Annotated in this window: 23 protein-coding genes; 13 read left to right on the top strand and 10 right to left on the bottom strand. The window is 53.4% G+C overall.

What is annotated here, in order from left to right; translation table 11 throughout:
- The first annotated feature begins 653 nt into the window (after nucleotides 1-653).
- From ACYUBO_RS08535 to ACYUBO_RS08525, 3 genes are all read left to right on the top strand, one after another.
- Nucleotides 654-914, top strand: coding sequence for a DUF8150 family protein (locus ACYUBO_RS08535; protein ID WP_460373563.1), 261 nt, complete (start codon nucleotides 654-656; stop codon nucleotides 912-914).
- Nucleotides 915-956: 42 nt separating this feature from the next.
- Complete coding sequence (locus ACYUBO_RS08530) at nucleotides 957-1,187, top strand: hypothetical protein (protein ID WP_460373561.1); 231 nt, start codon at nucleotides 957-959, stop codon at nucleotides 1,185-1,187.
- 185 nt (nucleotides 1,188-1,372) lie between these two features.
- Complete coding sequence (locus tag ACYUBO_RS08525; RefSeq protein WP_460373559.1) at nucleotides 1,373-1,933, top strand: acylphosphatase; 561 nt, start codon at nucleotides 1,373-1,375, stop codon at nucleotides 1,931-1,933.
- Nucleotides 1,934-1,983: 50 nt separating this feature from the next.
- Here ACYUBO_RS08525 and ACYUBO_RS08520 read toward each other — a convergent pair whose 3' ends face one another.
- Genes ACYUBO_RS08520 through ACYUBO_RS08510 form a run of 3 tightly spaced genes read right to left on the bottom strand, consistent with a single transcriptional unit; the run spans nucleotide 1,984 to nucleotide 5,319 of the window.
- Nucleotides 1,984-3,786, bottom strand: coding sequence for a DNA topoisomerase VI subunit B (locus ACYUBO_RS08520; protein ID WP_460373615.1), 1,803 nt, complete (start codon nucleotides 3,784-3,786; stop codon nucleotides 1,984-1,986).
- Complete coding sequence (hisS, locus tag ACYUBO_RS08515; protein WP_460373557.1) at nucleotides 3,773-4,996, bottom strand: histidine--tRNA ligase; 1,224 nt, start codon at nucleotides 4,994-4,996, stop codon at nucleotides 3,773-3,775. The genes ACYUBO_RS08520 and hisS overlap by 14 nt, the downstream gene beginning before the upstream one ends.
- Before the next feature lie 14 nt (nucleotides 4,997-5,010).
- On the bottom strand, nucleotides 5,011-5,319 hold the full coding sequence (locus ACYUBO_RS08510) for an ABC transporter permease (RefSeq protein WP_300330114.1): 309 nt from the start codon (nucleotides 5,317-5,319) through the stop codon (nucleotides 5,011-5,013).
- A 43-nt stretch (nucleotides 5,320-5,362) separates the two neighbouring features.
- On the opposite strand from ACYUBO_RS08510, the gene larB reads away from it, so the two are divergent.
- The 3 genes from larB to ACYUBO_RS08495 are packed head-to-tail and all read left to right on the top strand — an operon-like array spanning nucleotide 5,363 to nucleotide 7,021.
- Nucleotides 5,363-6,133: a nickel pincer cofactor biosynthesis protein LarB gene (gene larB, locus ACYUBO_RS08505; RefSeq protein ID WP_460373555.1), complete on the top strand. Its 771-nt coding sequence runs from the start codon at nucleotides 5,363-5,365 to the stop codon at nucleotides 6,131-6,133.
- On the top strand, nucleotides 6,130-6,636 hold the full coding sequence (locus tag ACYUBO_RS08500; protein WP_460373553.1) for a nicotinamide-nucleotide adenylyltransferase: 507 nt from the start codon (nucleotides 6,130-6,132) through the stop codon (nucleotides 6,634-6,636). Before larB ends, ACYUBO_RS08500 begins: the two co-directional genes overlap by 4 nt.
- Before the next feature lie 31 nt (nucleotides 6,637-6,667).
- Nucleotides 6,668-7,021 (top strand): hypothetical protein, encoded by a 354-nt coding sequence (locus ACYUBO_RS08495; RefSeq protein WP_460373552.1) that lies wholly within the window; start codon nucleotides 6,668-6,670, stop codon nucleotides 7,019-7,021.
- A 383-nt stretch (nucleotides 7,022-7,404) separates the two neighbouring features.
- Here ACYUBO_RS08495 and ACYUBO_RS08490 read toward each other — a convergent pair whose 3' ends face one another.
- The 3 genes from ACYUBO_RS08490 to ychF form a co-directional block, all read right to left on the bottom strand.
- Nucleotides 7,405-8,616, bottom strand: a complete 1,212-nt coding sequence (locus ACYUBO_RS08490) for an ATP-binding protein (protein ID WP_460373550.1) — start codon at nucleotides 8,614-8,616, stop codon at nucleotides 7,405-7,407.
- Between the two features lie 173 nt (nucleotides 8,617-8,789).
- Nucleotides 8,790-9,110, bottom strand: coding sequence for a hypothetical protein (locus tag ACYUBO_RS08485; RefSeq protein WP_460373548.1), 321 nt, complete (start codon nucleotides 9,108-9,110; stop codon nucleotides 8,790-8,792).
- Between the two features lie 104 nt (nucleotides 9,111-9,214).
- On the bottom strand, nucleotides 9,215-10,381 hold the full coding sequence (gene ychF / locus ACYUBO_RS08480) for a redox-regulated ATPase YchF (RefSeq protein ID WP_460373613.1): 1,167 nt from the start codon (nucleotides 10,379-10,381) through the stop codon (nucleotides 9,215-9,217).
- A gap of 37 nt (nucleotides 10,382-10,418) precedes the next feature.
- Here ychF and ACYUBO_RS08475 point away from each other — a divergent pair, with 37 nt between their 5' ends.
- Both ACYUBO_RS08475 and ACYUBO_RS08470 read left to right on the top strand, forming a co-directional pair.
- Nucleotides 10,419-11,009: a pyruvate kinase alpha/beta domain-containing protein gene (locus ACYUBO_RS08475; protein WP_300334573.1), complete on the top strand. Its 591-nt coding sequence runs from the start codon at nucleotides 10,419-10,421 to the stop codon at nucleotides 11,007-11,009.
- A gap of 3 nt (nucleotides 11,010-11,012) precedes the next feature.
- On the top strand, nucleotides 11,013-11,846 hold the full coding sequence (locus ACYUBO_RS08470) for a DUF7847 domain-containing protein (protein WP_460373546.1): 834 nt from the start codon (nucleotides 11,013-11,015) through the stop codon (nucleotides 11,844-11,846).
- Nucleotides 11,847-12,256: 410 nt separating this feature from the next.
- On the opposite strand, the gene ACYUBO_RS08465 is transcribed toward ACYUBO_RS08470, so the two are convergent.
- A complete protein-coding gene (locus tag ACYUBO_RS08465; RefSeq protein WP_460373544.1) occupies nucleotides 12,257-13,456 on the bottom strand; it encodes a TIGR00297 family protein in 1,200 nt (399 codons plus the stop codon).
- Between the two features lie 98 nt (nucleotides 13,457-13,554).
- On the opposite strand from ACYUBO_RS08465, the gene ACYUBO_RS08460 reads away from it, so the two are divergent.
- The gene (locus ACYUBO_RS08460; RefSeq protein ID WP_460373542.1) at nucleotides 13,555-16,152 is read left to right on the top strand and encodes a valine--tRNA ligase; all 2,598 of its coding nucleotides are present in this window, start codon (nucleotides 13,555-13,557) and stop codon (nucleotides 16,150-16,152) included.
- Here the strand turns inward: ACYUBO_RS08460 and tmk are convergent.
- On the bottom strand, nucleotides 16,109-16,726 hold the full coding sequence (gene tmk, locus ACYUBO_RS08455; protein WP_460373611.1) for a dTMP kinase: 618 nt from the start codon (nucleotides 16,724-16,726) through the stop codon (nucleotides 16,109-16,111). The genes ACYUBO_RS08460 and tmk overlap by 44 nt on opposite strands.
- Nucleotides 16,720-17,391 (bottom strand): HisA/HisF-related TIM barrel protein, encoded by a 672-nt coding sequence (locus ACYUBO_RS08450; RefSeq protein ID WP_460373540.1) that lies wholly within the window; start codon nucleotides 17,389-17,391, stop codon nucleotides 16,720-16,722. The genes tmk and ACYUBO_RS08450 overlap by 7 nt, the downstream gene beginning before the upstream one ends.
- A gap of 43 nt (nucleotides 17,392-17,434) precedes the next feature.
- On the opposite strand from ACYUBO_RS08450, the gene ACYUBO_RS08445 reads away from it, so the two are divergent.
- The 4 genes from ACYUBO_RS08445 to ACYUBO_RS08430 all read left to right on the top strand — a co-directional run bounded on the left by ACYUBO_RS08445 (nucleotide 17,435) and on the right by ACYUBO_RS08430 (nucleotide 20,669).
- A complete protein-coding gene (locus ACYUBO_RS08445) occupies nucleotides 17,435-18,127 on the top strand; it encodes a (5-formylfuran-3-yl)methyl phosphate synthase (RefSeq protein WP_460373538.1) in 693 nt (230 codons plus the stop codon).
- Between the two features lie 4 nt (nucleotides 18,128-18,131).
- Complete coding sequence (gene guaB, locus ACYUBO_RS08440; RefSeq protein ID WP_460373536.1) at nucleotides 18,132-19,598, top strand: IMP dehydrogenase; 1,467 nt, start codon at nucleotides 18,132-18,134, stop codon at nucleotides 19,596-19,598.
- 83 nt (nucleotides 19,599-19,681) lie between these two features.
- Nucleotides 19,682-20,314, top strand: a complete 633-nt coding sequence (locus tag ACYUBO_RS08435) for an ArsR/SmtB family transcription factor (protein ID WP_300333844.1) — start codon at nucleotides 19,682-19,684, stop codon at nucleotides 20,312-20,314.
- Nucleotides 20,295-20,669, top strand: a complete 375-nt coding sequence (locus ACYUBO_RS08430; RefSeq protein WP_460373534.1) for a hypothetical protein — start codon at nucleotides 20,295-20,297, stop codon at nucleotides 20,667-20,669. The genes ACYUBO_RS08435 and ACYUBO_RS08430 overlap by 20 nt, the downstream gene beginning before the upstream one ends.
- On the opposite strand, the gene ACYUBO_RS08425 is transcribed toward ACYUBO_RS08430, so the two are convergent.
- Nucleotides 20,659-21,075, bottom strand: coding sequence for a HEAT repeat domain-containing protein (locus tag ACYUBO_RS08425; protein WP_460373532.1), 417 nt, complete (start codon nucleotides 21,073-21,075; stop codon nucleotides 20,659-20,661). The genes ACYUBO_RS08430 and ACYUBO_RS08425 overlap by 11 nt on opposite strands.
- Nucleotides 21,076-21,091 lie beyond the last annotated feature (16 nt).

The raw sequence follows: 21,091 nt of genomic DNA, 5'->3' as shown, positions 1-21,091 counted from the left end.
GCGACCATTCGGTCACCGAGCGGTGCTCTTCGCACCGCCATGGGGATTAGGGCGCTATCGCGCCAAAAGAATGGTATGTGCCTCTCTCCCCTCTTTGAACAATCGATCAGACCGTGATGACTAGGTGAGATTGAAATAGGACAGCATCTATTGTGATTTGTTCCATAAAAGGGATTATAGGCTCAGAAATATGGAGATGAGTCACTATTATATGCTCCTTTTTCATAGTGTATCCTGAAGTGGTGTTATGCCGGTCGAAGTGGATGGAAGGTTGATTTGAAGATGACCAATCAGCTGGATCAATCTATGGAGAATGAGGGAGAAAGAGCGATTGTCAGATTGAAAAAGCGATCCCAGAAAAAAAGCCCTGCTTACTGCCCCTGAAGAATTCATCCTTAATATGGCCGAAAAAGACCTTGAAGAGTTATACTGATGCACATCGATGTTCTAAACGAGGGGCCCCTATTTCGAGGGATCGGTATTTCAGGTTATAATGGTCTACTCTATGCGTTTAGCACTGCCCGGTTCTCACACGTATTGGACTTGCTTCTTGAAGTACTTCGGGCTGAAGAGATCATTGGATATAGCTATTCTACCATCTATTCTCCCGTCATTGACGAGTTAATTTTTCAACCTGCTATCCGGAGTAACCTATGAATCCGCCTGATCAGAAACACCGGGAGCAGATTCGGGAGGAGCGGATCAGGTTTGTTCTGAGATCTGCTGAATGGGTGAGGCGCGTTCCAAATAAGGTCTGGAGCAGAGAACAATCTGCTTTCATCAACCAGCTCCTTGCAAACCGTCATCACTTTCCGCTGACCATGGAAGAATATCTGCATATGGTAGAGACGGCGAAGATCGCTTCCAGGAGGCGCTCAGGCTCTCCACCTATGCCGGAGTGGGCGAAGGTTTGAGTTGAGTACTGGGAATTTTAAGTGAGTGAAGATTTGATTAAGATGAAACAGATGGAAGACAAGTCTGATGATGAGTATTATTCAGACACGTATGAAAGCTCCCACGATGGAGCAGAGAAAAGAAAGAGAGAAGCGGAGTATCTGTTGACCGGAAAAAAAGGCAACATACAGACGTTTGCCAGAGGATTGAAGCATGCAAGGCATGCAGTGGTACTTGATATGCTGAAAGCAGAAACACGGGAGAGTAGGGAGTCCGCGAAGGAAAGGCTGTGATTCCCGTGACCTCTGTTTCGTATCGATTGTGTCAGTCACAAAACATTTTTCTCGTTCAGGTAATTTCCTATTCAGGCAATTTATGGCTCAAATGACTCCAAATAGCTATAATTATGCTCAATTTTGACATCTCTGATCTCCGGCCGGAAGAAACTATTTTATCTTCCTCTTCCATAGTAGGTACAATGAAACGTTTTGTCGCTATTGCGAAGGGGCGTGTTCAGCGGGTTGGCTATAGGGAGCATGTCTACAATGAGACATTTGAAACAGATATCTCCGGGTATGTAAAAAATCTGGACACTGGAGAGGTGGAGATCGTTGCAGAAGGGAAAGAATCAGACCTGCTTGACCTGATCAACCGGATTAATATCATCCAGCGGCCCATTGCGGTCAAATCGTTTACGGTCATATGGGAAGAGCCCACCGGAGCATACAGCGACTTTGATATCATCAGGGGAGATATCCAGCTGGAGACATTTGAGCGGATGGATTATGCAGGGAATGTTCTGCATAGTATGGATATGAAACTTGATACCAGCCTCCACAAACAAGATCAGACTCTGGATAAGCAGGATCAGATGTTGAATAAACAGGACCAGATGCTCGAGGTCGGAAAAGAGACCCGGGATGAGATTACGTCCCTCAGGAAAGATACCCGGTCATATCTAAATGACGAATTCAAGGAGATCAGAAAGGAACTCACATCCATTAAGGATGCCCTCACCCGTGCAGGAATACAGGTCTGAAATATTTTTATATTTTTTATAATCATATCCAACTATCCCCTTTTTTACCCTCACTCCTCACAATCCATCACCACCATCTTCGACTCATCCATCCCCTGTACCGTCAGGCTCCCGCCCCCGGCACCCGGATATGCCGTCATCCAGGAAGCAGCAGGCTCAACTGTGACCCGCCAGCACTTGGTCACCTCGCCATCGAGCTCAGATGAAAAGTCCGGGGCAACCGTTGCACCCTCACCGGTATCGGGAGAGATATCATACAGGGTCAGTTCAATTGGCTTTGTGGTATGATTATCTATCCGGATCTGCACCTTCCCGTCAAGGAGCTCCCGTTTCACGACAACCCGCCGCATGATCCGCCCCTCGATCGCGGCAGTCTCGGGAACCGGCTTCTCCACGATCTCCGAGACTTTCCGGGCGATATCAGGGATGATCGCACAGACTGCACGGGCACGATCTTCTGCAATCCGGTTCCGATCCCGCCGGGAGAGGAAGGCCTTCAGGTCGCGGCCAAGCTCCTGGAGTGCAAGGACGATCTCCTTTTCGATCTCCGGGATGGACGCAACCGCATCCTTGCTCTCACTGGTAAACGGCACATTTGTCGAGGCGATATGCACAAGGATCAGGATTGGCCCGATCGGAAGTCCGGACTGTGCGATCCCATAACTTTTCCAGTTCACTGCTGCAACCGACTGGGTGATCGCACAGGCTCCCTGCTGGTAGAGGAGCGGCACCCGGTTGGCAAACCGCAGTATCCGGGCTGAGCCTTCAGCCTCAAGCCGTCCACCATACCCGATTGCCGCCTCAACCACAAACGAGTGGCCAGAGAAGACACCCGGCGCCCGGCTCCGTGACTTCACAAAATCGAGTGAAAACTCCTTCTCAAGCCCTGAAAGAATCAGATCCTCCCCGATCGGGGAGAGGCAGGTGGATGCCGGGGGCGCCGGGATCTTCACCTCCTGCATTGCTGTGAGGAGTTTCTTCAGATCCCCCGGCTCCAGCTTCGAGACAGCCGCAGATCCGTTCAATCCGGCATGAGACAAAATCTCTGTTGCCGTCTTCTTTCCGACACGGGAGAACTCCTCCTGAAGAAAGAGATCCACCGTCATCTCACTGGCAGCAGCCATCCGCTTCAGGATTCCAAACTCGATCCCATAGGGGTGTGGCTTGATCGACTGCGGGCAGGGGGGCGCCTCCCCGGAGACCCGTTCAAAGGTGGAACTTTCACCATCGATCTCGACCCGGAATCGGGCATGGGGATTGACGATCGAGGTATACTTCAGGTACTCAAGCAGCCGCTTCTTTGCCGAGATCGAACTTTCAAACTCAAGCTCAATCCTGGTGCCATGCGGAAGTGACCAGTCGATCTCCTCGTGGGAGAGCACATCCGGCTCATTTGTCTGGGTTTTAATCATCAGGGTGAACCGATGGGCCTTTGTCTTCGCACTGGTGCGTGATATCACCGTTGCGGGGATGCCGCTTGTCAGCTGTGCATACAGAACCGCAGCCGAGATCCCGATCCCCTGCTGCCCCCGGCTCTGCCGTACCTGGTGAAACCGGGATCCATACAATAACTTCCCAAAGACAAACGGCACCTGTTCGGGCATAATGCCGGGGCCGTTATCCTCGACTGCGATCGTGAAAGTCCCGGACTCGGTCTTCTTAATGATTACAAGGATATCGGGGAGGACTGCTGCCTCCTCGCAGGCGTCGAGTGCGTTGTCGATTGCTTCCTTCAGCGTGGTAATAATTCCCCTGATAGGGGAGTCGAACCCGAGGAGATGCTTGTTCTTCTCAAAGAACTCCGCAACGCTGATGCTCTTCTGTTGCTTAGCGAGCTCCTCAGCGAGTACCACTGCCAACCACCCCGGCAACAGCCTCCTCAAGAGATATGGTCTGCTGGCTGCCGGTTGCGAGATCCCGCAGTGTCACCATACCTGCCTCAGCCTCGCGGCCGCCGATCACAACCACGTAATCAGCATGTTTTGCCGCCTGCGAGAGCTGTGCAGAGAGGCTCTTTCCCATGAGGTCAGCAATCGTCCGGATGCCGGCCTGCCGGAAGGCAGCAGCCACCGTGATCCCGAAGAGCCGTCCCTCCGGGGTTGTGGCAATTGCAACCGTTGTCGGCCTCTTCACCTCCTGCTCCCCAAGAGAGACCATCACGCGGTCAAACCCGATCGCAAACCCAACAGATGGCGTCTCCTCGCCTCCGAAGAGGTGGGCAAGACGGTATGCCCCCCCACCCATGATCTGGTTCTCAGCACCCAGATTCTCAGCAAATGCCTCGAAGACGCATCCGGTATAGTAGTCAAGGCCGCGGGCGATCCCGAAGTTCTGAACATACTGCACCCCATGTGCATCAAGTATTGCGAAGGTTCCGCGGATCCGCTCCTCTTCAGGTATGCTACCTGTGATTGCAAATGCATCATCCAGTGTCTTCGACTCGATGAGCGCAGTTAAGGATACGGCCAGATCTCCCCCCAGCCCCAAATCCTCCAGTGCACCATAATCCCGCTTGTCAAGGCAGGCACGGACCTTCTTCTGGAGATCCGGCTCAAGATCGGCAAGCAGGCTCCGCATCATCGCAAGGTCGCCGACACGCAGATCAAAAGAGACTCCGGTTGACCGGAGGAGATCATAGCCAACAGCCATCACTTCGGCATCGGCCATCGCAGAATCTGCGCCGACAAGCTCTATGCCAAACTGCCAGAACTGCCTATAACGCCCTTTCTGCGGCCGTTCATATCGGAAACAGTCTCCAAAATAGTACCAGCGGACCGGCTTGTTCAGCACCTTTGCCTCATTCACATACATCCTGAGGACCGGAGCTGTCAGTTCTGGACGAAGTGCAATGTCGCGGCCGCCTTTATCCTGGAACGCATACATCTCTTCGATGATACCTTCACCGGAACGGAGGGTGAAGAGTTCGAGATTCTCAAACTCTGGAGTGGAAACCTCACGATACCCCCAGCGGGAGACGGCTTCCCGCATTGTCTCTTCGACTCTCCTTCGTGCTTCCAGCTCATCAGGGAAGAAATCCCGTGTCCCTCGTGGTTTCTGGATCATGATATAACACCTACTTATTGTCTCTTCTTTGTCTTCACTGCGCCGAAGAACCGCTCCAGGTTCCCTTCGCTGGTCCATACCTTCTCCCGTTCATCTCTTCCCTGGAGATAGAGTGCAGCGAGCATAAGACCGATCCCAAGAAACGACTGGCCGAAGAAGGCAAACGCAATCCCAACAGAGGCAAGAGCCATCCAGATCACGCCCCGCAGTGCTGCCCTCCGATAGAGTGGCTGTCCGGTTCTCCCATAGATCCGGAGATCACGCATCCAGAGAAATATCACAACTGCGGCTCCAAAACAGGTGACAAGAAAGAGGATATCCATACAATGAACTTATTATGCGCCTCGTCCCTTGATAATAGTGACCATGCCATTGAATGCACGTATCCTGAATCTCATGGAAGAGGTGAGATCCGGCAGATGCTCCCCAGAAGAAGCCGCCGATCAGATCAGCGGGCTCCGCCTGGAGGAGATTGCAGGTGTCGCCAGGATCGATCTCGGACGTTCGATCCGCTGCGGGATCCCGGAGGTGGTGCTGGCTGAGGGGAAGGATACTTCTCACCTGGTCGAGATCATGAGACGGTACGTGGAGGCATCCGGCCGGTGTGTTGCGAGCAGGGCTACACCCGATCAGGCTGACGCTATCAAAAAAGCCGCACCCGATCTCACCTGTGAGTACTATCGTGATGCCCGGATCGTCATCCTCACGAACGGAACAGAAAAACCAGTCAACAGCGGCACAGTCGGGATCATCACCGCAGGGACTTCGGACATCCGGGTGGCAGAAGAGGCGCGGATCATCGCAGAAGAGATGGGTTGCAGAACCCTCACGGCATATGATGTCGGTGCTGCAGGGATTCACCGCCTCTTCCCGGCACTCCAAACCCTCCTTGACGCAGACGCATATGTCGTCTGCGCAGGCAGGGAAGGCACACTCCCCGCAGTTGTCGCAGGGCTTGTTGGCAGGCCGGTGATCGGGGTGCCGGTATCGGTCGGGTACGGGTACATGGGCAAAGGCGAGGCGGCACTCGCCAGCATGCTCCAGTCCTGTGCTGTGCTTACTGTTGTGAACATCGATGCAGGCTTCACCGCAGGTGCATTTGCCGCACAGATTGCCTCAGGGGTGCAGAGAGAATGAAACGAGGTTTTTATATCGGGCGCTTCCAGCCATACCATAACGGCCACCAGGCGGTGCTGGAAGGGATCGCAGAGGAGGTTGACGAGATCATCATCGGTGTGGGGAGCGCCCAGCTCTCCCATGATGTACAGAACCCCTTCACCGCCGGAGAGCGGGTACTGATGATCACCCGCGCGCTCGAGGGAATCGGATGTCCGTTTTATGTAATCCCGATTGAGGATCTTCGGAGAAACGCCCTCTGGGTGGCTCATGTCACCTCGATGACTCCCCCGTTTGATATCTGCTATACCTCGAACCCGCTTGTGATCCAGCTCTTTAAAGAAGCATCAATCACGATTAAATCCCCTCCGATGTACCTCAGGGAGACCCTCTCCGGAACGGCGATCCGGCAGAAGATGCTCAATGGAGAAGACTGGGAAGAGTATGTGCCGCGAGCGGTTGTAGGAGTGATCCGGGAGATCGATGGCGTCTCACGTCTCCAGACGATCTCAGAAACCGATTGAATATCAATACGAAGCACAAACAATGGTATCAATGGCTCAGACAAAACCAACCCCTCCATTCGCTGAGATGATCAACCAGTACTGGTACCTTACCCCCGGTATTGCGATCTTTGGAGTTCTTCTCTCCGCACTTGGCATCACCCTGCCCCTTCCCTTCCTTGCAGCACCGGGTATCTGGGGATGTATCATCGCATCCTTCCTCCTGCTTGGGATGGCATTTGCCGATCCGAGGCGCGATCTCGTCTCGATGTTCACTCCGTTGTATGCAGTCATCTTCTTCATCCTGCCAAGCGACATCCCACAGGAACTCCCGCTGATGGTGCTCTTTACCGTGACGATCATCATCCTGACGGCGAGGCTCCAGTGGCGGATAAGGAAGGGATAGACAGAAAAAAGGCTCTTATCTCATCCATGTGCGTTTTAAACAGGGTTCGATGCAACATTTTATGAAGAGGCTTGAATCATACACGAGGAATTGTACGCCGGGAGAAGGAACCACGAAGAGTCCCACCGCCCCGTCCCGTCCGCAGGTGCTTCGCAGGGAGGTTGTACTGGGTGACCGCAGATGCAACGTGGGAGGGGCGGGAATGCTCCTTTAGTTTGCCAGAGCAAATAAACCCCGATTCGACGAATCGCCTTTCAGGTTGCTCTGATGAGCAAGGGTTTATCACCCCTGTCATCCTTCCCCCTCGCTGACCCACCTCCCGATACCCGCGCCGCACCTGCTTCAAATCACCCACATGAAATAGCGAGAAGGCTTCTTATCTCTCAATATGAGAATATCCTAGCCGGAACAACTGAGATCCTTTTTCCGGCTACGTGAATATCCTCTTCCTGGTCCAGCGTCAGAATATATCCGCAATCAAGCTCAAAAAACTCCATCGCTTCTACCAGTCCTTCGATCTCCCGCCTTTTATTCTGGGTGGTCAGGCAATAGCAGACCTGTATTGCCTTTGTGATCTTTGTCTTCTCTTTAACGAGAAAATCGCATTCACCCTTTTCACGGAAATAGAAGAGTTCCCGGTAACGCTTCCTGAGCTCAAGGAAGACATGGTTCTCGAGGAACCTGCCCGAATCGTCTGAGAACTGTATTGAATTTGCACGAATCAGCCCGTTATCTATGGCATATACCTTCTTTGGGTTGATCTGCCTGCTTTTCTGGGAATAAGAGAACCGTGGCAGGGTGAAGATGATGTACGCATCTTCAAGCAGCTCCACATATGATGCGATGGTGGTGACCGATCCAATTGCAGAAAAAATCTTCTGTAATTTTGAGAGTGTAAACTCCCTGGCACTATTTCCCAGCAGATAGACTGCAATTTCTGTTACTATTCCGGGGTTTTTTACGGGATTCCTGAAGATGATATCCCGCGCAATGATGTCCAGCAGAAGATTCTGGAGGACTTCATCCATTCCTGTTCTCAGGAACTCCGGAAAACCGCCGGAAGCAAGATAATCCTGAAACGATACTTTCGAGTCATCACGTTCCATGTAGTCCAGGTATTCATGATAGGAGAATGGAAAGAGCTCGATCCGGAGATTTCTTCCTGTCAGTTTTGTCCCAAGCTCCCGGCTCAGGAGCGATGCATTCGATCCGGTGATCACCACTTTCTTCTCATTCTCCAGAAGATATCTGACATATGATTCCCAGCCTGCGATGTTCTGAATCTCGTCAAAATAATAGAGATCAGCCTCATGAAACTCCTCGGAAAAGGCTTCCTCCAGCATTTCAATATCTTTGAGTTCAAACTCAGCAAGCCTGGGATCCTCAAAATTCAGGTAGTAAAACTCCTCCTCCCTCTTCATCGACTGGACAAGAAGCGTGCTTTTTCCGCACCGCCTGATTCCGGAGATAATAATGGCAAAATTCTGAAGGGGCTTCACTCGTACAAGATCCTGCCGGATAACGCCGGACTTGCGCCTCCCCATTGCCTCTCTCTGGGATCGTAAGATCTTTCTGAGCTCGCTCTTCAGGATCATGATATACGATACTACTCATGTAAAATGATAAATCTATCCATTCCAAATGGACACTATTGATCAATCCAAATGGGAAGAATTGATCATTTGAACTGGACAATCCCCCAACCTCTAATCATCAGGATAAAGAGCAGGCTCTCTCATTGAAAAAAAGATTGTATAATGCCCTTTCTCTAAAACGAGTCAAGCGAGACTGAGCCGAACTCTTCTGCAAGCTGCCTGACATTGGTGACGCCAAATGCCGTCTGGACAACTTCGAGTTCGAGGGCGACGGCGGCATCCACCATGTAATCCAGAATATCGATCGAGAGTTCCTTCTTCTCCCGTGACTTTCTCATCTGGTCTAAAAGAAATGTGACTTTGGCGGGATCTTCACTCTTCAGCTTCGCAAGTGTCACCACGCACATGGAGATCCTGGTGAGGTTCCTGTCAGTACCGGTGATCGTATCGAAGAAATTCTTCAGCACCTGTGCCTGATACACCTCGCCAGCCATACGTAATAACTCCTTCTCATCCAGCTAATATAAGGCTTTCGCAGGACTGCGCCCCCCCTCGCTTTATTTTGACGCTTCACCTGCAGAAAAACCCTCCACTTACCTCACTTTGCCGTACTGACTATCCGGATAATATCCCCGCTTTTGAGTTCGGTGGTATCCTTGATCCGCATCTTTGTCCGTGCATCAATCGCATGCAGGAATCCTTTCCCGATATCGGTATGCACACGGAATGCGAGATCACGGGGATTTGATCCCTTCTTCATCAGGAAGGCATCTGGAAGCACCCGCCCCTTTGCATCGGTGAAATGGGTCTCGTCCTCAACCGGATAGACGACGATCATCTCCAGTATCGAGAAGACGGCATGGTTGACTGCCTGCTGAACACCGGTTCCATTCAACCGCTTCATCTGATCCCGGAGCATTGAAAGCCCCTTCTTCTGCTGTGGCGTCATCCCGGCAGACTCACTCTCAGCAAAATCGGAATCTCCCGGAAGATACCGGATCAAGCCTGCTGTGGTGGCATTTCTCAGCGCAAGCTCACCTGCCGCAGTCGCCCGTATCATCTCAGGCGGCAGTGGTTTCAGCATCTCGTCAGTTGCCATATCGGCTTTGTTCAGGAGTACTACCATCGGCTTGTTAATCAAAACCAGTGCATCAGAGAACCGGCAGAGGGCATCCGCATCTGCCTTGAAGAGATCCACATCGGTTGTATCAATTGCTGAGCGGATATCCTCTGCCGATATCGAAAGGCCGGCAAGTGCCTCGGCAAGAAGCTCGATCAGTGCCGGCTCTTTCCCCTGTGAGGCCCGGGCGAGGCGCGGAAGATGCTTCTCAATGATCCCGGAGACCCACATCGCCATCTCATACCGCAGAAACCGGACATCCTCCATCGGGTCATGTGATCCGGGGTCGACCGGATTCCCTTCGGCATCGGTACTTCCGCTGGCATCAACCACCTGGATGATTGCATCGGCAGATCGGAGGTGATCAAGGAACTGGTTTCCAAGCCCCTTTCCAAGATGCGCATCCGGGACAAGTCCTGCAACATCAACAAGCCCCACCCCGATGAAACGGACTCCATCAGTACACTGGCCGCATTCAAGCCCAAGCTCCCGGCATGGGCAGGGTACACGGGCATAGGCGACCCCGTGATTTGCATCGATGGTGGTGAACGGGTAATTTGCAATCTCGACATCGGCGAGTGTCGCCGCCTTGAAAAAAGTCGACTTTCCACAGTTTGGTTTTCCGGCAAGTGCAAGCGTGATCATCGTAATTGACATGTACGACCGATGCATATTAACATGCATGGGCTATATCACACGAGAAACTGCATACTTCGACGCCCCCGGACCACAGAACACCGATGATTGTATCCAGCTCTGTATAGCACGGGCAGAAGAGGAACAGATCAACACAATTGTCCTTGCAAGCACCTCCGGCGCGACCGCCCTTTCTTTCCAGAAGGCGGTGAAAGGCACACGCATCCGTCTTGTTGTGGTGTCACATGTCGTCGGCTTTTCAGAGCCCGGTGTCTGGGAGTTCTCAGAAGATGCAAAAGCATCACTTCTTGCAGAAGGCCATACAATCGTCACCGGCACGCATGCCCTCTCCGGCCTTGAACGCGCCCTCTCCCGGTCCGCGCGGGTCGGAGGCGGCTCGCGTTCTGAGGCGATCGCAGAGGCGCTCAGGCGGGTTGTTGCGGTCGGGCTGAAGGTTGCTGTTGAATGTGTACTGATTGCAGCAGATCAGGGTGCAATCGGAATCAGTGAAGAGGTGATCGCAGTCGGCGGAACTATGAGCGGTGCAGATTGTGCTGCGGTGATCCGCCCGGCACACACCTCCTCCTTTTTTGATCTCCAGGTTCGTGAGATGATCGCGATGCCAAGAAACCGGTGATCCATGATCCGAGAGGCATTTGCTGAAACATTCGGGCTGCTGAAGGCTTATCCCCTTCTCTGGCTTGGAGGACTGGTGATCGGTGCCGTCTCAGTCGGAGACATACTCATCGGAGGGGCCAGCCCGGCTCTATCCGGAGTCCTTCAACTCCTTTCACTCCTGCTCTTCCCCTTCATTATAGCCGGGAGTTACGGTATCATACGGGAGAAGAAAGGAGATCTCGCCACGTTCCTCAGGTATGCAACCGGGTACTATTTCCGGATCCTGTTGCCGTTGATCATCATTGTCTTTGCTGCATTCGTGACGATCTTTCTGCTGTTAATCCCGATGGCACTCATGGGAGGGGGCCCGACTCCTGATATGATCTTCTTCATCGCAATGGGTGTCATCATCCCGTTCATGCTCTTTACGTACTTTTATGACTGTTTCGCGGTTTTTTCGGATGAGAAGATCTTTGACTCGATCCGCTCCAGTATCACGATCGTCCTCTACAACTCCTGGAAAATCCTCCTCTTCATCATAGTGAATATTGTCGTCCTCGGAACCCTCCTCTTTGGCCTTGCATTTGTCTGGATGGGGCTCCTATGGGAGAAGATGAGCGAGATCGGCGCAATGGATCCCGAAGTGATCAGCGCAATGAGCGGTGAAGAGGTGATGGCCCTCCTCGGCCCTGATGCCCTCTTTGCAACCGCAGTCATCCTCTTCATCTGGGCGCTGATCGCAACGCCCTTCACCATCGCCTTCAAGGCAGCCTTCTTCCAGCGGCTTGGAGAGGTGCCTCAAATCGAGCAGCAGGTCGGTGTCTATGATGAGAAGGGGCGCTGGTATAAGTACTGAATTGAGCCGGTATTGCTGCTGAATCAGAGAATAATCAGGGGGAACAACACTCCCGCTTTTTTGGCTTTTCGCCGATCCGTGTGGGTTTTACCCTGATAGAACCGGTTAATGGGAGAAGAAACCCTGGAGAATCCCCCCCCGCCCCGTCCCCGTCCGCAGGTGCTTCGCAGGGAGGTTGAACCCGGTGGCTGTAATATATACGGCGCGGGAGGGGCAGGAATGTTTCGGGGCTGCCAGAGCAGATAAACCCCGATTCGAAGAATCGCCTTTCAGGTTGCTCTGATGAGCAAGGTTTTATCATCTCTTTCAGCCTGCACCCTCGATCACCCGCCCCCCCGATACCCGCGCCGCACCTGCTTCAAACAACCCCTGAAATAGCGAGCAGGTCTTTTTGGACTGTCTTGTGGTTCCTACGCCAGCAGCAGCACCATCACCACCGCGGACAACCCCCCTCCGAAGGTAGCAAGGAGGTTAGTGCCCGCGTTTCCGATGATCCCCCGGTTCTCCAGGGTCGCACCGATGACGCTGTCTATGTTGGTTCCAAGGAATCCTGCGAGGATGCAGATGAAGAAGACCGGTAGCGGGATCATCTGAAGTCCAAGGGCGATCGCCGCAATAATGAGGGATCCAAGGAGCGATGCCGCCTCGCCTTTTACTGTGACTCCGCCATTTGTCCCTTCGGGAACCTGCTTCAGGGTGGTGATCATATAGGGCCGACCTCCGGTCACCCCGATCTCGGAGGCGACGGTATCTGCGGTTGCTGTTGCGATGCTCCCGACAAAAAGGGCGGCCCAGAGGGGATCTCCTGTCAGCCCGAAGATGACGGCCGCCCCGGTGCCTACAAGCCCGTTAGAGAAGGCATTCTTGTAACCCCGTGCCCCGCCCCGTTCCTGTTCGACCCCCATCGCCTTCTTCCGGGCATACTGGAACCTGGTGCTTGCTGATCCGATGATGAAGAAGGCGAGCATCACCAAAAACCACCGGACATCGGCAAAGACGATTAATAATACTCCTATGAGAGCTCCTGAGAAGAGTCCGGAGAGATCTGCTGCACCGACACGGAAGGATGAATATCCGAAGACAAGCGCGATCGCTGCGGCAAGGAAGAGGAGCAGAATATCTACCTGGAAATCCAGCTCAATGAAGAGGAAGATCGTCATGGCAACACCGAGCATGATGATCATATAGGCATCTTCCCGTCCTTCGAGGATTGATCTGAGCATCAATGCAACGAGCACCCCGATGATCAACACCAGCGGCTCGATACTCCCAAGATATGCCATCACGAGAAGGGCGCCGGCAAATGCCCCTCCCGTATAGTGGAGGTAGGCACGTCTTCCCTCTCCTGCTGCCCTGTATGCTAGTTCGCCGAGGGTGACGATCGCAACTGTTGCCCCGAATGCAACAAGAGGGAGGATTCCGATCCCATAAAGGAGGGCTGTTACTCCCAGTGCAAGTGAAATATACCGTGTTCCCCGGATCAGGTAGAGGACTGCTGAAAAAGAGATGACAAAGATTGCAAAAAGCCACGCTGGCTGAACGAAGGGGGAGACAAGAATCCCAATGATGGCAAAGAGTGTTGCTACCAGAAGCCGTGGCTGATTCTGCATGGATAAAAAGAATTGGTGAACGTGAGAGAAGAAGGTTCGCACGTTCTCCAAAACAGAGTGCGAACAGTATATCAGATGACGCAGACAACCTGTTATAAATGTCGTCACCCGAGGATCTCTCAAAAACCTATGATTATGCCGAGGTTGAGCGGCGATGGCTCGATCAATGGCGTGATGAAGATTTTTATTTTGACTGGGAATCAGCAGAACCACGATACGTCATCGATACCCCCCCTCCCTACCCGACAGGCCGCCTGCATATCGGGCATGCACTGAACTGGGTCTACATGGATATCGTTGCCCGCTATAAACGGATGCGCGGCTTTAATGTGATGTTCCCCCAGGGGTGGGACTGCCATGGCCTTCCAACAGAAGTGAAGGTTGAAGAGATCCATGGGATCACAAAGAATGATGTTCCCCGGGAAGAGTTCCGGCAGATGTGCCGCGATCTCACCCGTGAGAACATTGAGATGATGCGCCATTCCCTCCGGCTGATGGGCTTCTCGGTCGACTGGAGCAACGAATACATAACAATGGATGAGTCGTACTTTGGCCTCACCCAGGCATCGTTTCTGAGGATGCTAAAAGACGGATACATTTACCAGTCCGAACATCCGGTCAACTTCTGTACCCGGTGTGAGACCGCGATTGCCTTTGCAGAGGTTGCCTATACCGAGAACACCACGCTCCTCAACTATTTTGACTTCGATGGCGTTGAGATCGCAACCACGCGGCCGGAGCTCCTTGCGGCATGTGTAGCCGTTGCCGTCCATCCTGAAGATTCCCGGTATGACGGCCTGAAGGGAAAGACCCTCACTGTCCCGATATTTTCGCATCCGGTACCGGTGATCGAGGATGAGGCAGTCGATCCGGCATTTGGATCGGGTGCGGTGATGATCTGCACCTTCGGTGACAAGCAGGATGTTATATGGTGGAAGTCCCACAATCTTGACCTCAGATCCGCAATCGATCAGAAAGGCGTTATGACCGCCCTTTGTGGAAGATATGCAGGAATGAAGGCAAAGGAGTGCCGGGAAGCGATCCTCTCGGACATGAAGGGATCCGGGATCCTGAAACGGCAGGAGGAACTGCCCCAGCGGGTTGGCACCTGCTGGCGGTGCCAGACTCCGATTGAGATCCTCTCTGCACGGCAGTGGTTTGTGAAGGTGAAGCCGGATGAGATCATTTCGACTGCCAAAGCGATCAACTGGTATCCCGAACATATGCTGACCCGGCTATTGAACTGGACGCACCAGATGGAATGGGACTGGTGCATCTCCCGGCAGCGGCTCTTTGCAACACCGATCCCGGTCTGGTTCTGTGAAGGCTGCGGTGAGATGATCCTCCCCGATCCTGAGGATCTTCCCATCGACCCGACCGTCGATTCACCAAAACAACCCTGTCCGAAATGTGGATCAACGAGCTTCATCGGTGAGACGGATGTTCTTGATACCTGGATGGATTCATCCATCTCCCCGCTTGCGATAGCAAAGTGGGATGGGAAGACCACACCTGCTGTCTATCCCACCCAGCTCCGTCCCCAGGGTCATGATATTATCAGGACATGGGCATTCTATACCATCCTCAGGTCAGTTGCCTTAACCGGAGAGAAGCCATGGGAAGGAATCATGGTTAATGGCATGGTACTTGGGGAAGACGGATTTAAGATGTCAAAGTCCAGGAATAATGTCATCACCCCGGACGAGCTGATCGATCGCTATGGTGTCGATGCCCTCCGCCAGTGGGCAGCAGTCGGGGCGGCGATGGGATCAGACATCACCTTCTCCTGGAACGATGTCGTCGCCGCTTCCCGGTTCCAGACGAAGATGTGGAATATCGTCCGTTTCTCTCTGCTCCAGATCAGAAAAGATGCACCGACATCTGCCGAATCACCAGCAGAACTGGCAGATCGCTGGCTCCTCTCACGACTCTCAGCAACTGTTGAAGAGGTGACCGATGCACTTGACGCATACCAGTATGATCGGGGATTGAAGGCGATCCGGGACTTTGCATGGTCATCCCTCGCAGACAACTATCTCGAACTTGTCAAGGGAAGGCTCTATTCAGATCTTCCATCCCGGGCAGGTGCCGTCTTCACATTAAAGACAGCACTTGACACCCTCTGCCGGCTGCTTGCACCCTATACTCCATTCTTTGCAAGCGAGTGCTTCCACCACCTTGCAGGAGGCCGGATCATCGACCAGGAATGGCCTCATCTGGATTATACGGATGCCGGGGCAGAGGAGAACGGTGATCTCCTCGTCTCTGTCGTATCTGAACTGAGAAAATACAAGCACGAAGCCGGTCTTGCCCTGAATGCGCCGCTTGGGCATGTGACCATCTATACCCCCGGCATCAGCATCGATGATGGCGGAGATGCCGGGAGATGTACGAATGCCGATATCGAGTGGAAGCCGGAGGAGCCGCATCTTGACCGCGTCCTCTCGGATATCACCTTTAATATGGGAATTATCGGGCCCACATTCAGAAAGGAAGCAAATGCCGTGATGCAGGCGATCCGGGCGCTCCCACCTGACGCGCTTGAAGCGGGCGTCGATTCTGTGATGGTGAACGGATCAGAGATCACTGTTCCCGAGGGTGCATATACCCCGGTCTTCTCCTATGCAATCGAGGGGGAAGAGGTGGATCTCCTTACTGTCGGGATTGCCCTGCTGGCGATCCGCACACACGCCTGATCTCATCTTCAACAAAGGAGGCGATCGCCTCCATCTTCTCTTCTGCATCAATCAGAACAAAGCGCTCCGGCTCTGCTTCTGCACGGGCGAGATACTCCTGCTGGACTGCGGCGAGCACCTCTTCCCGCTCAAAATGCTCGCGCCTGCCGCCCCTGTCGATCCTCCCAAGTGCAGAAGCCGGCGGGATCACCAATAGAAATGTCAGATCCGGGGTGAGGGACCAGCCCTCATGGAGGGCGGTGAGCCAACCGCGGGGATCGGGAATCACGCCTGCAAGGGTCACCTGCTGGTATGCAAACCGTGAATCCGTGAACCTGTCAGAGATCACTATTCTTCCCTCTGCAAGAGCGGGACGAAGAACCGTCTTCAGGTGCATCGCATGATCGGCAACAAAGAGCAGGGCTTCTGATATGGGATCGCTCTCATCTGCTATCGCCTGCCTGACCGCTTTTCCTATCCAGGTGGCACCCGGCTCACGCGTAAAGAGGCAGTTCAGATCGGCCAACTCCGATTTGAGTGTCTCCACCAGGGTGCTCTTCCCTGATCCGTCAATTCCTTCGATTGTTATCAGCAGAATGATCCCCTCCTGATGAGATCCAGTGGCACCTTTTTGGTATGGATGGCGGTTGCGATGATCGCCCCGTCATATCCCGCTGTGGCGAGTGTCTCGAGATCGGTACAATCCCTGACTCCTCCCCCATAGAGGAGCGGCAGATCTGTCGATTTTCGGATCCGCTCCACCCCGGCGCGGTCGATTCCACACTCTTCCCCCACTGCGGAGATATGCAGGAAGATGCAGCCCGAGAACCCCCATTCCTCTGCGCGGGAGAGGATCATTTCCGGCGCTTCCCCTCCCGGCAGGACGCGTCCGTCTTTCACATCCACGCTCAGGTATCCCCCCGAATAGCCGGTGAGATCACTTCCTGCGGTCTCGGTGCCGATGACATTCTCGATGAATGGCGCATCAAGCATATCGGGCGGCCCCCGGCACCCCCGGTCAATATAGCAGCGGGAGACGGGATCAGAGAGTCCAAGCACCGTCTCGTCATGTGATCCCACGCCTGCGATCCGGTCAAGATCGGCAATATAGACCGATCGTGGCCGCACCGCTTCGATATATCCCCGGGGTTCTGCTGTCGGTGAGATGCCCCATGTGAGGGGAGCATATTCCGAGCGCCTTCCTGCTCTCCCGTGAACCACCTGGCCCCCCTTGAGATCGATTGCACAAATGAGCTCCATGATATAACGCAATCACTATTATCATCGGAGATCATTAAGTTCTATGGAATTACTTGTCAGCCCGAGTTCTTTGGAAGAGGCCAGACTTTCTCTTTCTGCTGACATCGTCGATGTAAAACGCCCTGCTGAAGGATCGCTTGGTGCAAATTTCCCCTGGGTGATCCGGTCTATCAAAGAGATCGCTGGAGAAAAGCCGATCTCCGCTGCCATTGGCGATTTTGCGCCAAAGCCCGGAACAGCCGCACTTGCGGCATATGGGGCTGCCTGTGCCGGGGCTGATTATGTCAAGATAGGTCTCATGTTTTCTGACCCTGATGACGCGCGCCAGGTGATCAGGGCGGTTGTTCAGGCTGTCAAACCCGAATTTCCCGGGAAGACCGTCGTTATTGCGGCATATTCGGATTATGAGCGGCTATCGACGATCTCTCCTTTTGATATGGCTGTAATCGCCGGCGAAGAGGGTGTTGATGTATCGATGATTGATACAGGACTAAAAGATGGAAAAAGCACCTTTGCCTTCATGGATGAGGCCGATCTCACTGCCTTTACACGGGAGAACAGACAGCTTGGCATGAAGACTGCACTTGCAGGCTCGATCGCATTTGAGGATCTCCCACCCCTGAAGCGGATTGACCCGGATATAATCGGTGTCCGGGGCATGGTCTGTGGAGGCGATCGCTCCTGCACTATCCAGCCTGAACTTGTCGAGAAGGCACTGGCAATGATCAGGAGCTGATGAAGTGTTTGTAGAGAAGTTGAATGTCCCCATATCGCTCACCTTTGATGATGTGCTGCTCGAGCCTGCGGAATCATATGTTGAGCCGAGCCAGGCCGATGTCCGGTCGCGATTCTCAAAGAATATCCCGCTGACAATCCCTATCTGCAGTTCTGCAATGGATACGGTCACCGAGCATGAGATGGCGATTACGCTTGCCCGTGAAGGGGGAATCGGCGTTATCCACAGAAACCTCTGTGCTGAAGACGAGGCAGAGATGGTCAGGACTGTCAAGCGTGCAGACGATCTCATAGAACGGCATGTCCTCTATGTCGATCCGAAGGCAACGATCATCTCTGTCGAGCGCCTGATGAATGAGCATGGTATTGGCGGAGCCCCGGTTGTCGAGGACGGCCAGTTGATCGGGATCGTCAGCAGGCGTGATATCCGGGCAATCGTTGGGAAGCGTGGCGAGGATGCAGTCGAACAGGTGATGACACACGATCCATTTACTGTTGGTGAGGATGTCACCCCTGAACAGGCCCTCGAACTGATGTACATGAAGAAAGTCGAGCGTCTGCCGGTGCTGAACAAGAAGGGATCACTTCTTGGGATCATCACCATGCAGGATATCCTCCAGAAACGCCAGTTCCCGCGGGCAAACCGCGATGAACATGGCAAACTGAGGGTGGCTGCCGCAGTCGGCCCCTTCGATTTCGACCGTGCGATGCTCCTTGACGAAGCAGGTGCTGATGCGCTCGTGATCGACTGTGCCCATGGCCATAATATGAATGTCGTCAAATCAGTCCGTGATATCAAGGAGAGCGCAAAAGCCGACTGTGTGGCAGGCAATATTGCCACCGGAAAGGCGGCCTCGGAATTTGTTGATGTCGTTGACGGGATCAAGGTCGGTATCGGGCCCGGCTCCATCTGCACAACGAGGGTTGTTGCCGGTGTCGGACTCCCCCAGATCTCTGCAATCGCCGCTGTCTCCGACGTGATGCACGAGGCGGGGGTCCCGGTCATTGCAGATGGTGGTATCCGTTTCTCAGGCGATGTCGCAAAGGCGATTGCCGCGGGTGCCGACTCCATCATGGTCGGAAGCATGCTCGCCGGAACCGATGAGTCTCCCGGCAGGATCATTGTCATCAAAGGCAGGCGGTACAAACAGTACCGCGGCATGGGATCGCTGGGTGTCATGACTGGCGGCCAGTCAAGCGACCGGTATTTCCAGGCAAAAGGAATCGGTGCAACGAAGTTTGTTCCTGAGGGAGTTGAAGGAGCAATCCCCTATGTCGGCGAGGTCTCGGATGTGGTGTACCAGCTCGTCGGGGGCCTGAAGTCTGCAATGGGCTATACCGGTGCGAGGACAATTGAGGATCTGAAGAAGCGGTCCCGCTTTATCAGGATCACCGCCGCCGGGATGAAAGAGAGCCATCCGCACGATATTGTCATAACAGATGAGGCTCCGAACTACCGGCTCTCATCATAATGTTCCTTTTATGAGTTATTGAGAGGAGATCAGATCCTCTTATAGAAATCTTTTTATAATTAAAATCCTAACATTATGTTAGTATGCTTGATCACCTCGAGGTCTCACGCCTCCTCGACATTCTTGGAAACCGCAACCGAAGGCGTATCATTGAACTGCTTCGCCAGAAGCCGTGCTTTGTAACCGAGATATCCGATCGGCTGATCCTCTCCCCGAAGGCGGTGATCGAGCACCTGAACATGATGGAGCGGGAAGCGCTCATCGGCTTTTTCCAGGATGAGAGGAGGAGGAAATACTACTACCTCCAGACAGAATTTGATCTCGTCGTCTCGCTCAGGAATACAAAAGGAGAGAAGCGTACTGCAAGCCTGCCATCGGCCGATCTCCGGCTGATCGAATCCCTTTCAATGCTGAGGCGTATGGCATATGCACGGGAGCGTATCCTCGATACTTTAGAGAACCTTGAGCGGGATATTGAGGCGACGATGAATGATATCATGAGAATGAATCAGGGTGACAAAGGGCATGATATCGATCTTGATATTATTATCACCCTCTCTCATCAGGATCTCACCCTTGATGAGCTGGTTGAAGTGATGGAAACAGATGCATCTGCGGTACAGGCATCGCTTGCCACCCTTGTCATGAGGGGTATTGTTACCCTGGATGGTGAACGCTACCGTATCGAGGGGATCTATGAAGCACCACAGTCCTGAAGGTGACGGCTCATACCGGAGGGGAAGCCTCCGTATCATCGGCTGTATACTCCGTCCCGAAGGAGGTTTTGGCGGGTACCTCCTCGTTCCGGTGGAGCATCAGCCTCCTGATCTCCCCTATGAGATGATCGAGACTGAGAACCGGATTTATATTACCGCAGATCTGCCTCCGGAGCCGACGCTCACCTCGGCACCCTATGCACGGATTGAGCCGGAGCGGGTGGCGATTGTCGTGAACGAACACGAGACCTGGATTCCCCTGCCTTCCCGGATCAATGTCTTCCACTCAACCTATACCATCCGGCACGGGGTGATCGATATCTTCTGCAGGAAGCCCGTCTTCTTCACCCTCTGAGCCGGGCGATGCTCCCGGCTGCCATCTTCCGGACATAAGGGTTCTCATCCTCAAGAAGCGGCTCAAGATCAGATGCCGCTTCCGGTATCCCAAGTCTGCCAAGCCCCTTTGCTGCCATATATCTGACATGATCCCTCTCATCCGATACCGCAGCACGAAGGTATGGGTATGCATCGGGCTTCTCCATCAGTCCAAGCGCCTCACAGGCACGGTACCGAACAACCCACCACTCATCTCCAAGGAGGGCGGAAAGAGGCGCGATCGCCTCTTCTCCAAGAGAGCCGAGTATCTCTGCTGCATCTTTCCTGATATTCTTGTCTTCATTCCTGAGGGCTTCGATCAGCTCAGGGATCGGTGTTCTGGAATTGAGCAGGGTTTCTGTGGTATTTTTTTCAATCATCATCATACATATCTCTTCATTG

This window comes from Methanocalculus sp. MC3 (genome assembly GCF_054767395.1).
This window is presented reverse-complemented; position numbering and strand designations above follow the sequence as displayed.

Bases quoted from the DNA above. Each gene is read 5' to 3' on its own strand.
- ACYUBO_RS08535 (WP_460373563.1), top strand. From the start codon at position 654: ATGAATCCGCCTGATCAGAAACACCGGGAGCAGATTCGGGAGGAGCGG.
- ACYUBO_RS08530 (WP_460373561.1), top strand. From the start codon at position 957: ATGAAACAGATGGAAGACAAGTCTGATGATGAGTATTATTCAGACACG.
- ACYUBO_RS08525 (WP_460373559.1), top strand. From the start codon at position 1,373: ATGAAACGTTTTGTCGCTATTGCGAAGGGGCGTGTTCAGCGGGTTGGC.
- hisS (WP_460373557.1), bottom strand. From the start codon at position 4,996: ATGATCCAGAAACCACGAGGGACACGGGATTTCTTCCCTGATGAGCTG.
- ACYUBO_RS08510 (WP_300330114.1), bottom strand. From the start codon at position 5,319: ATGGATATCCTCTTTCTTGTCACCTGTTTTGGAGCCGCAGTTGTGATA.
- larB (WP_460373555.1), top strand. From the start codon at position 5,363: ATGCCATTGAATGCACGTATCCTGAATCTCATGGAAGAGGTGAGATCC.
- ACYUBO_RS08500 (WP_460373553.1), top strand. From the start codon at position 6,130: ATGAAACGAGGTTTTTATATCGGGCGCTTCCAGCCATACCATAACGGC.
- ACYUBO_RS08495 (WP_460373552.1), top strand. From the start codon at position 6,668: ATGGCTCAGACAAAACCAACCCCTCCATTCGCTGAGATGATCAACCAG.
- ACYUBO_RS08490 (WP_460373550.1), bottom strand. From the start codon at position 8,616: ATGATCCTGAAGAGCGAGCTCAGAAAGATCTTACGATCCCAGAGAGAG.
- ACYUBO_RS08485 (WP_460373548.1), bottom strand. From the start codon at position 9,110: ATGGCTGGCGAGGTGTATCAGGCACAGGTGCTGAAGAATTTCTTCGAT.
- ychF (WP_460373613.1), bottom strand. From the start codon at position 10,381: ATGATCACGCTTGCACTTGCCGGAAAACCAAACTGTGGAAAGTCGACT.
- ACYUBO_RS08475 (WP_300334573.1), top strand. From the start codon at position 10,419: ATGGGCTATATCACACGAGAAACTGCATACTTCGACGCCCCCGGACCA.
- ACYUBO_RS08470 (WP_460373546.1), top strand. From the start codon at position 11,013: ATGATCCGAGAGGCATTTGCTGAAACATTCGGGCTGCTGAAGGCTTAT.
- ACYUBO_RS08465 (WP_460373544.1), bottom strand. From the start codon at position 13,456: ATGCAGAATCAGCCACGGCTTCTGGTAGCAACACTCTTTGCCATCATT.
- ACYUBO_RS08460 (WP_460373542.1), top strand. From the start codon at position 13,555: ATGTCGTCACCCGAGGATCTCTCAAAAACCTATGATTATGCCGAGGTT.
- ACYUBO_RS08450 (WP_460373540.1), bottom strand. From the start codon at position 17,391: ATGGAGCTCATTTGTGCAATCGATCTCAAGGGGGGCCAGGTGGTTCAC.
- ACYUBO_RS08445 (WP_460373538.1), top strand. From the start codon at position 17,435: ATGGAATTACTTGTCAGCCCGAGTTCTTTGGAAGAGGCCAGACTTTCT.
- ACYUBO_RS08435 (WP_300333844.1), top strand. From the start codon at position 19,682: ATGCTTGATCACCTCGAGGTCTCACGCCTCCTCGACATTCTTGGAAAC.
- ACYUBO_RS08430 (WP_460373534.1), top strand. From the start codon at position 20,295: ATGAAGCACCACAGTCCTGAAGGTGACGGCTCATACCGGAGGGGAAGC.
- ACYUBO_RS08425 (WP_460373532.1), bottom strand. From the start codon at position 21,075: ATGATGATGATTGAAAAAAATACCACAGAAACCCTGCTCAATTCCAGA.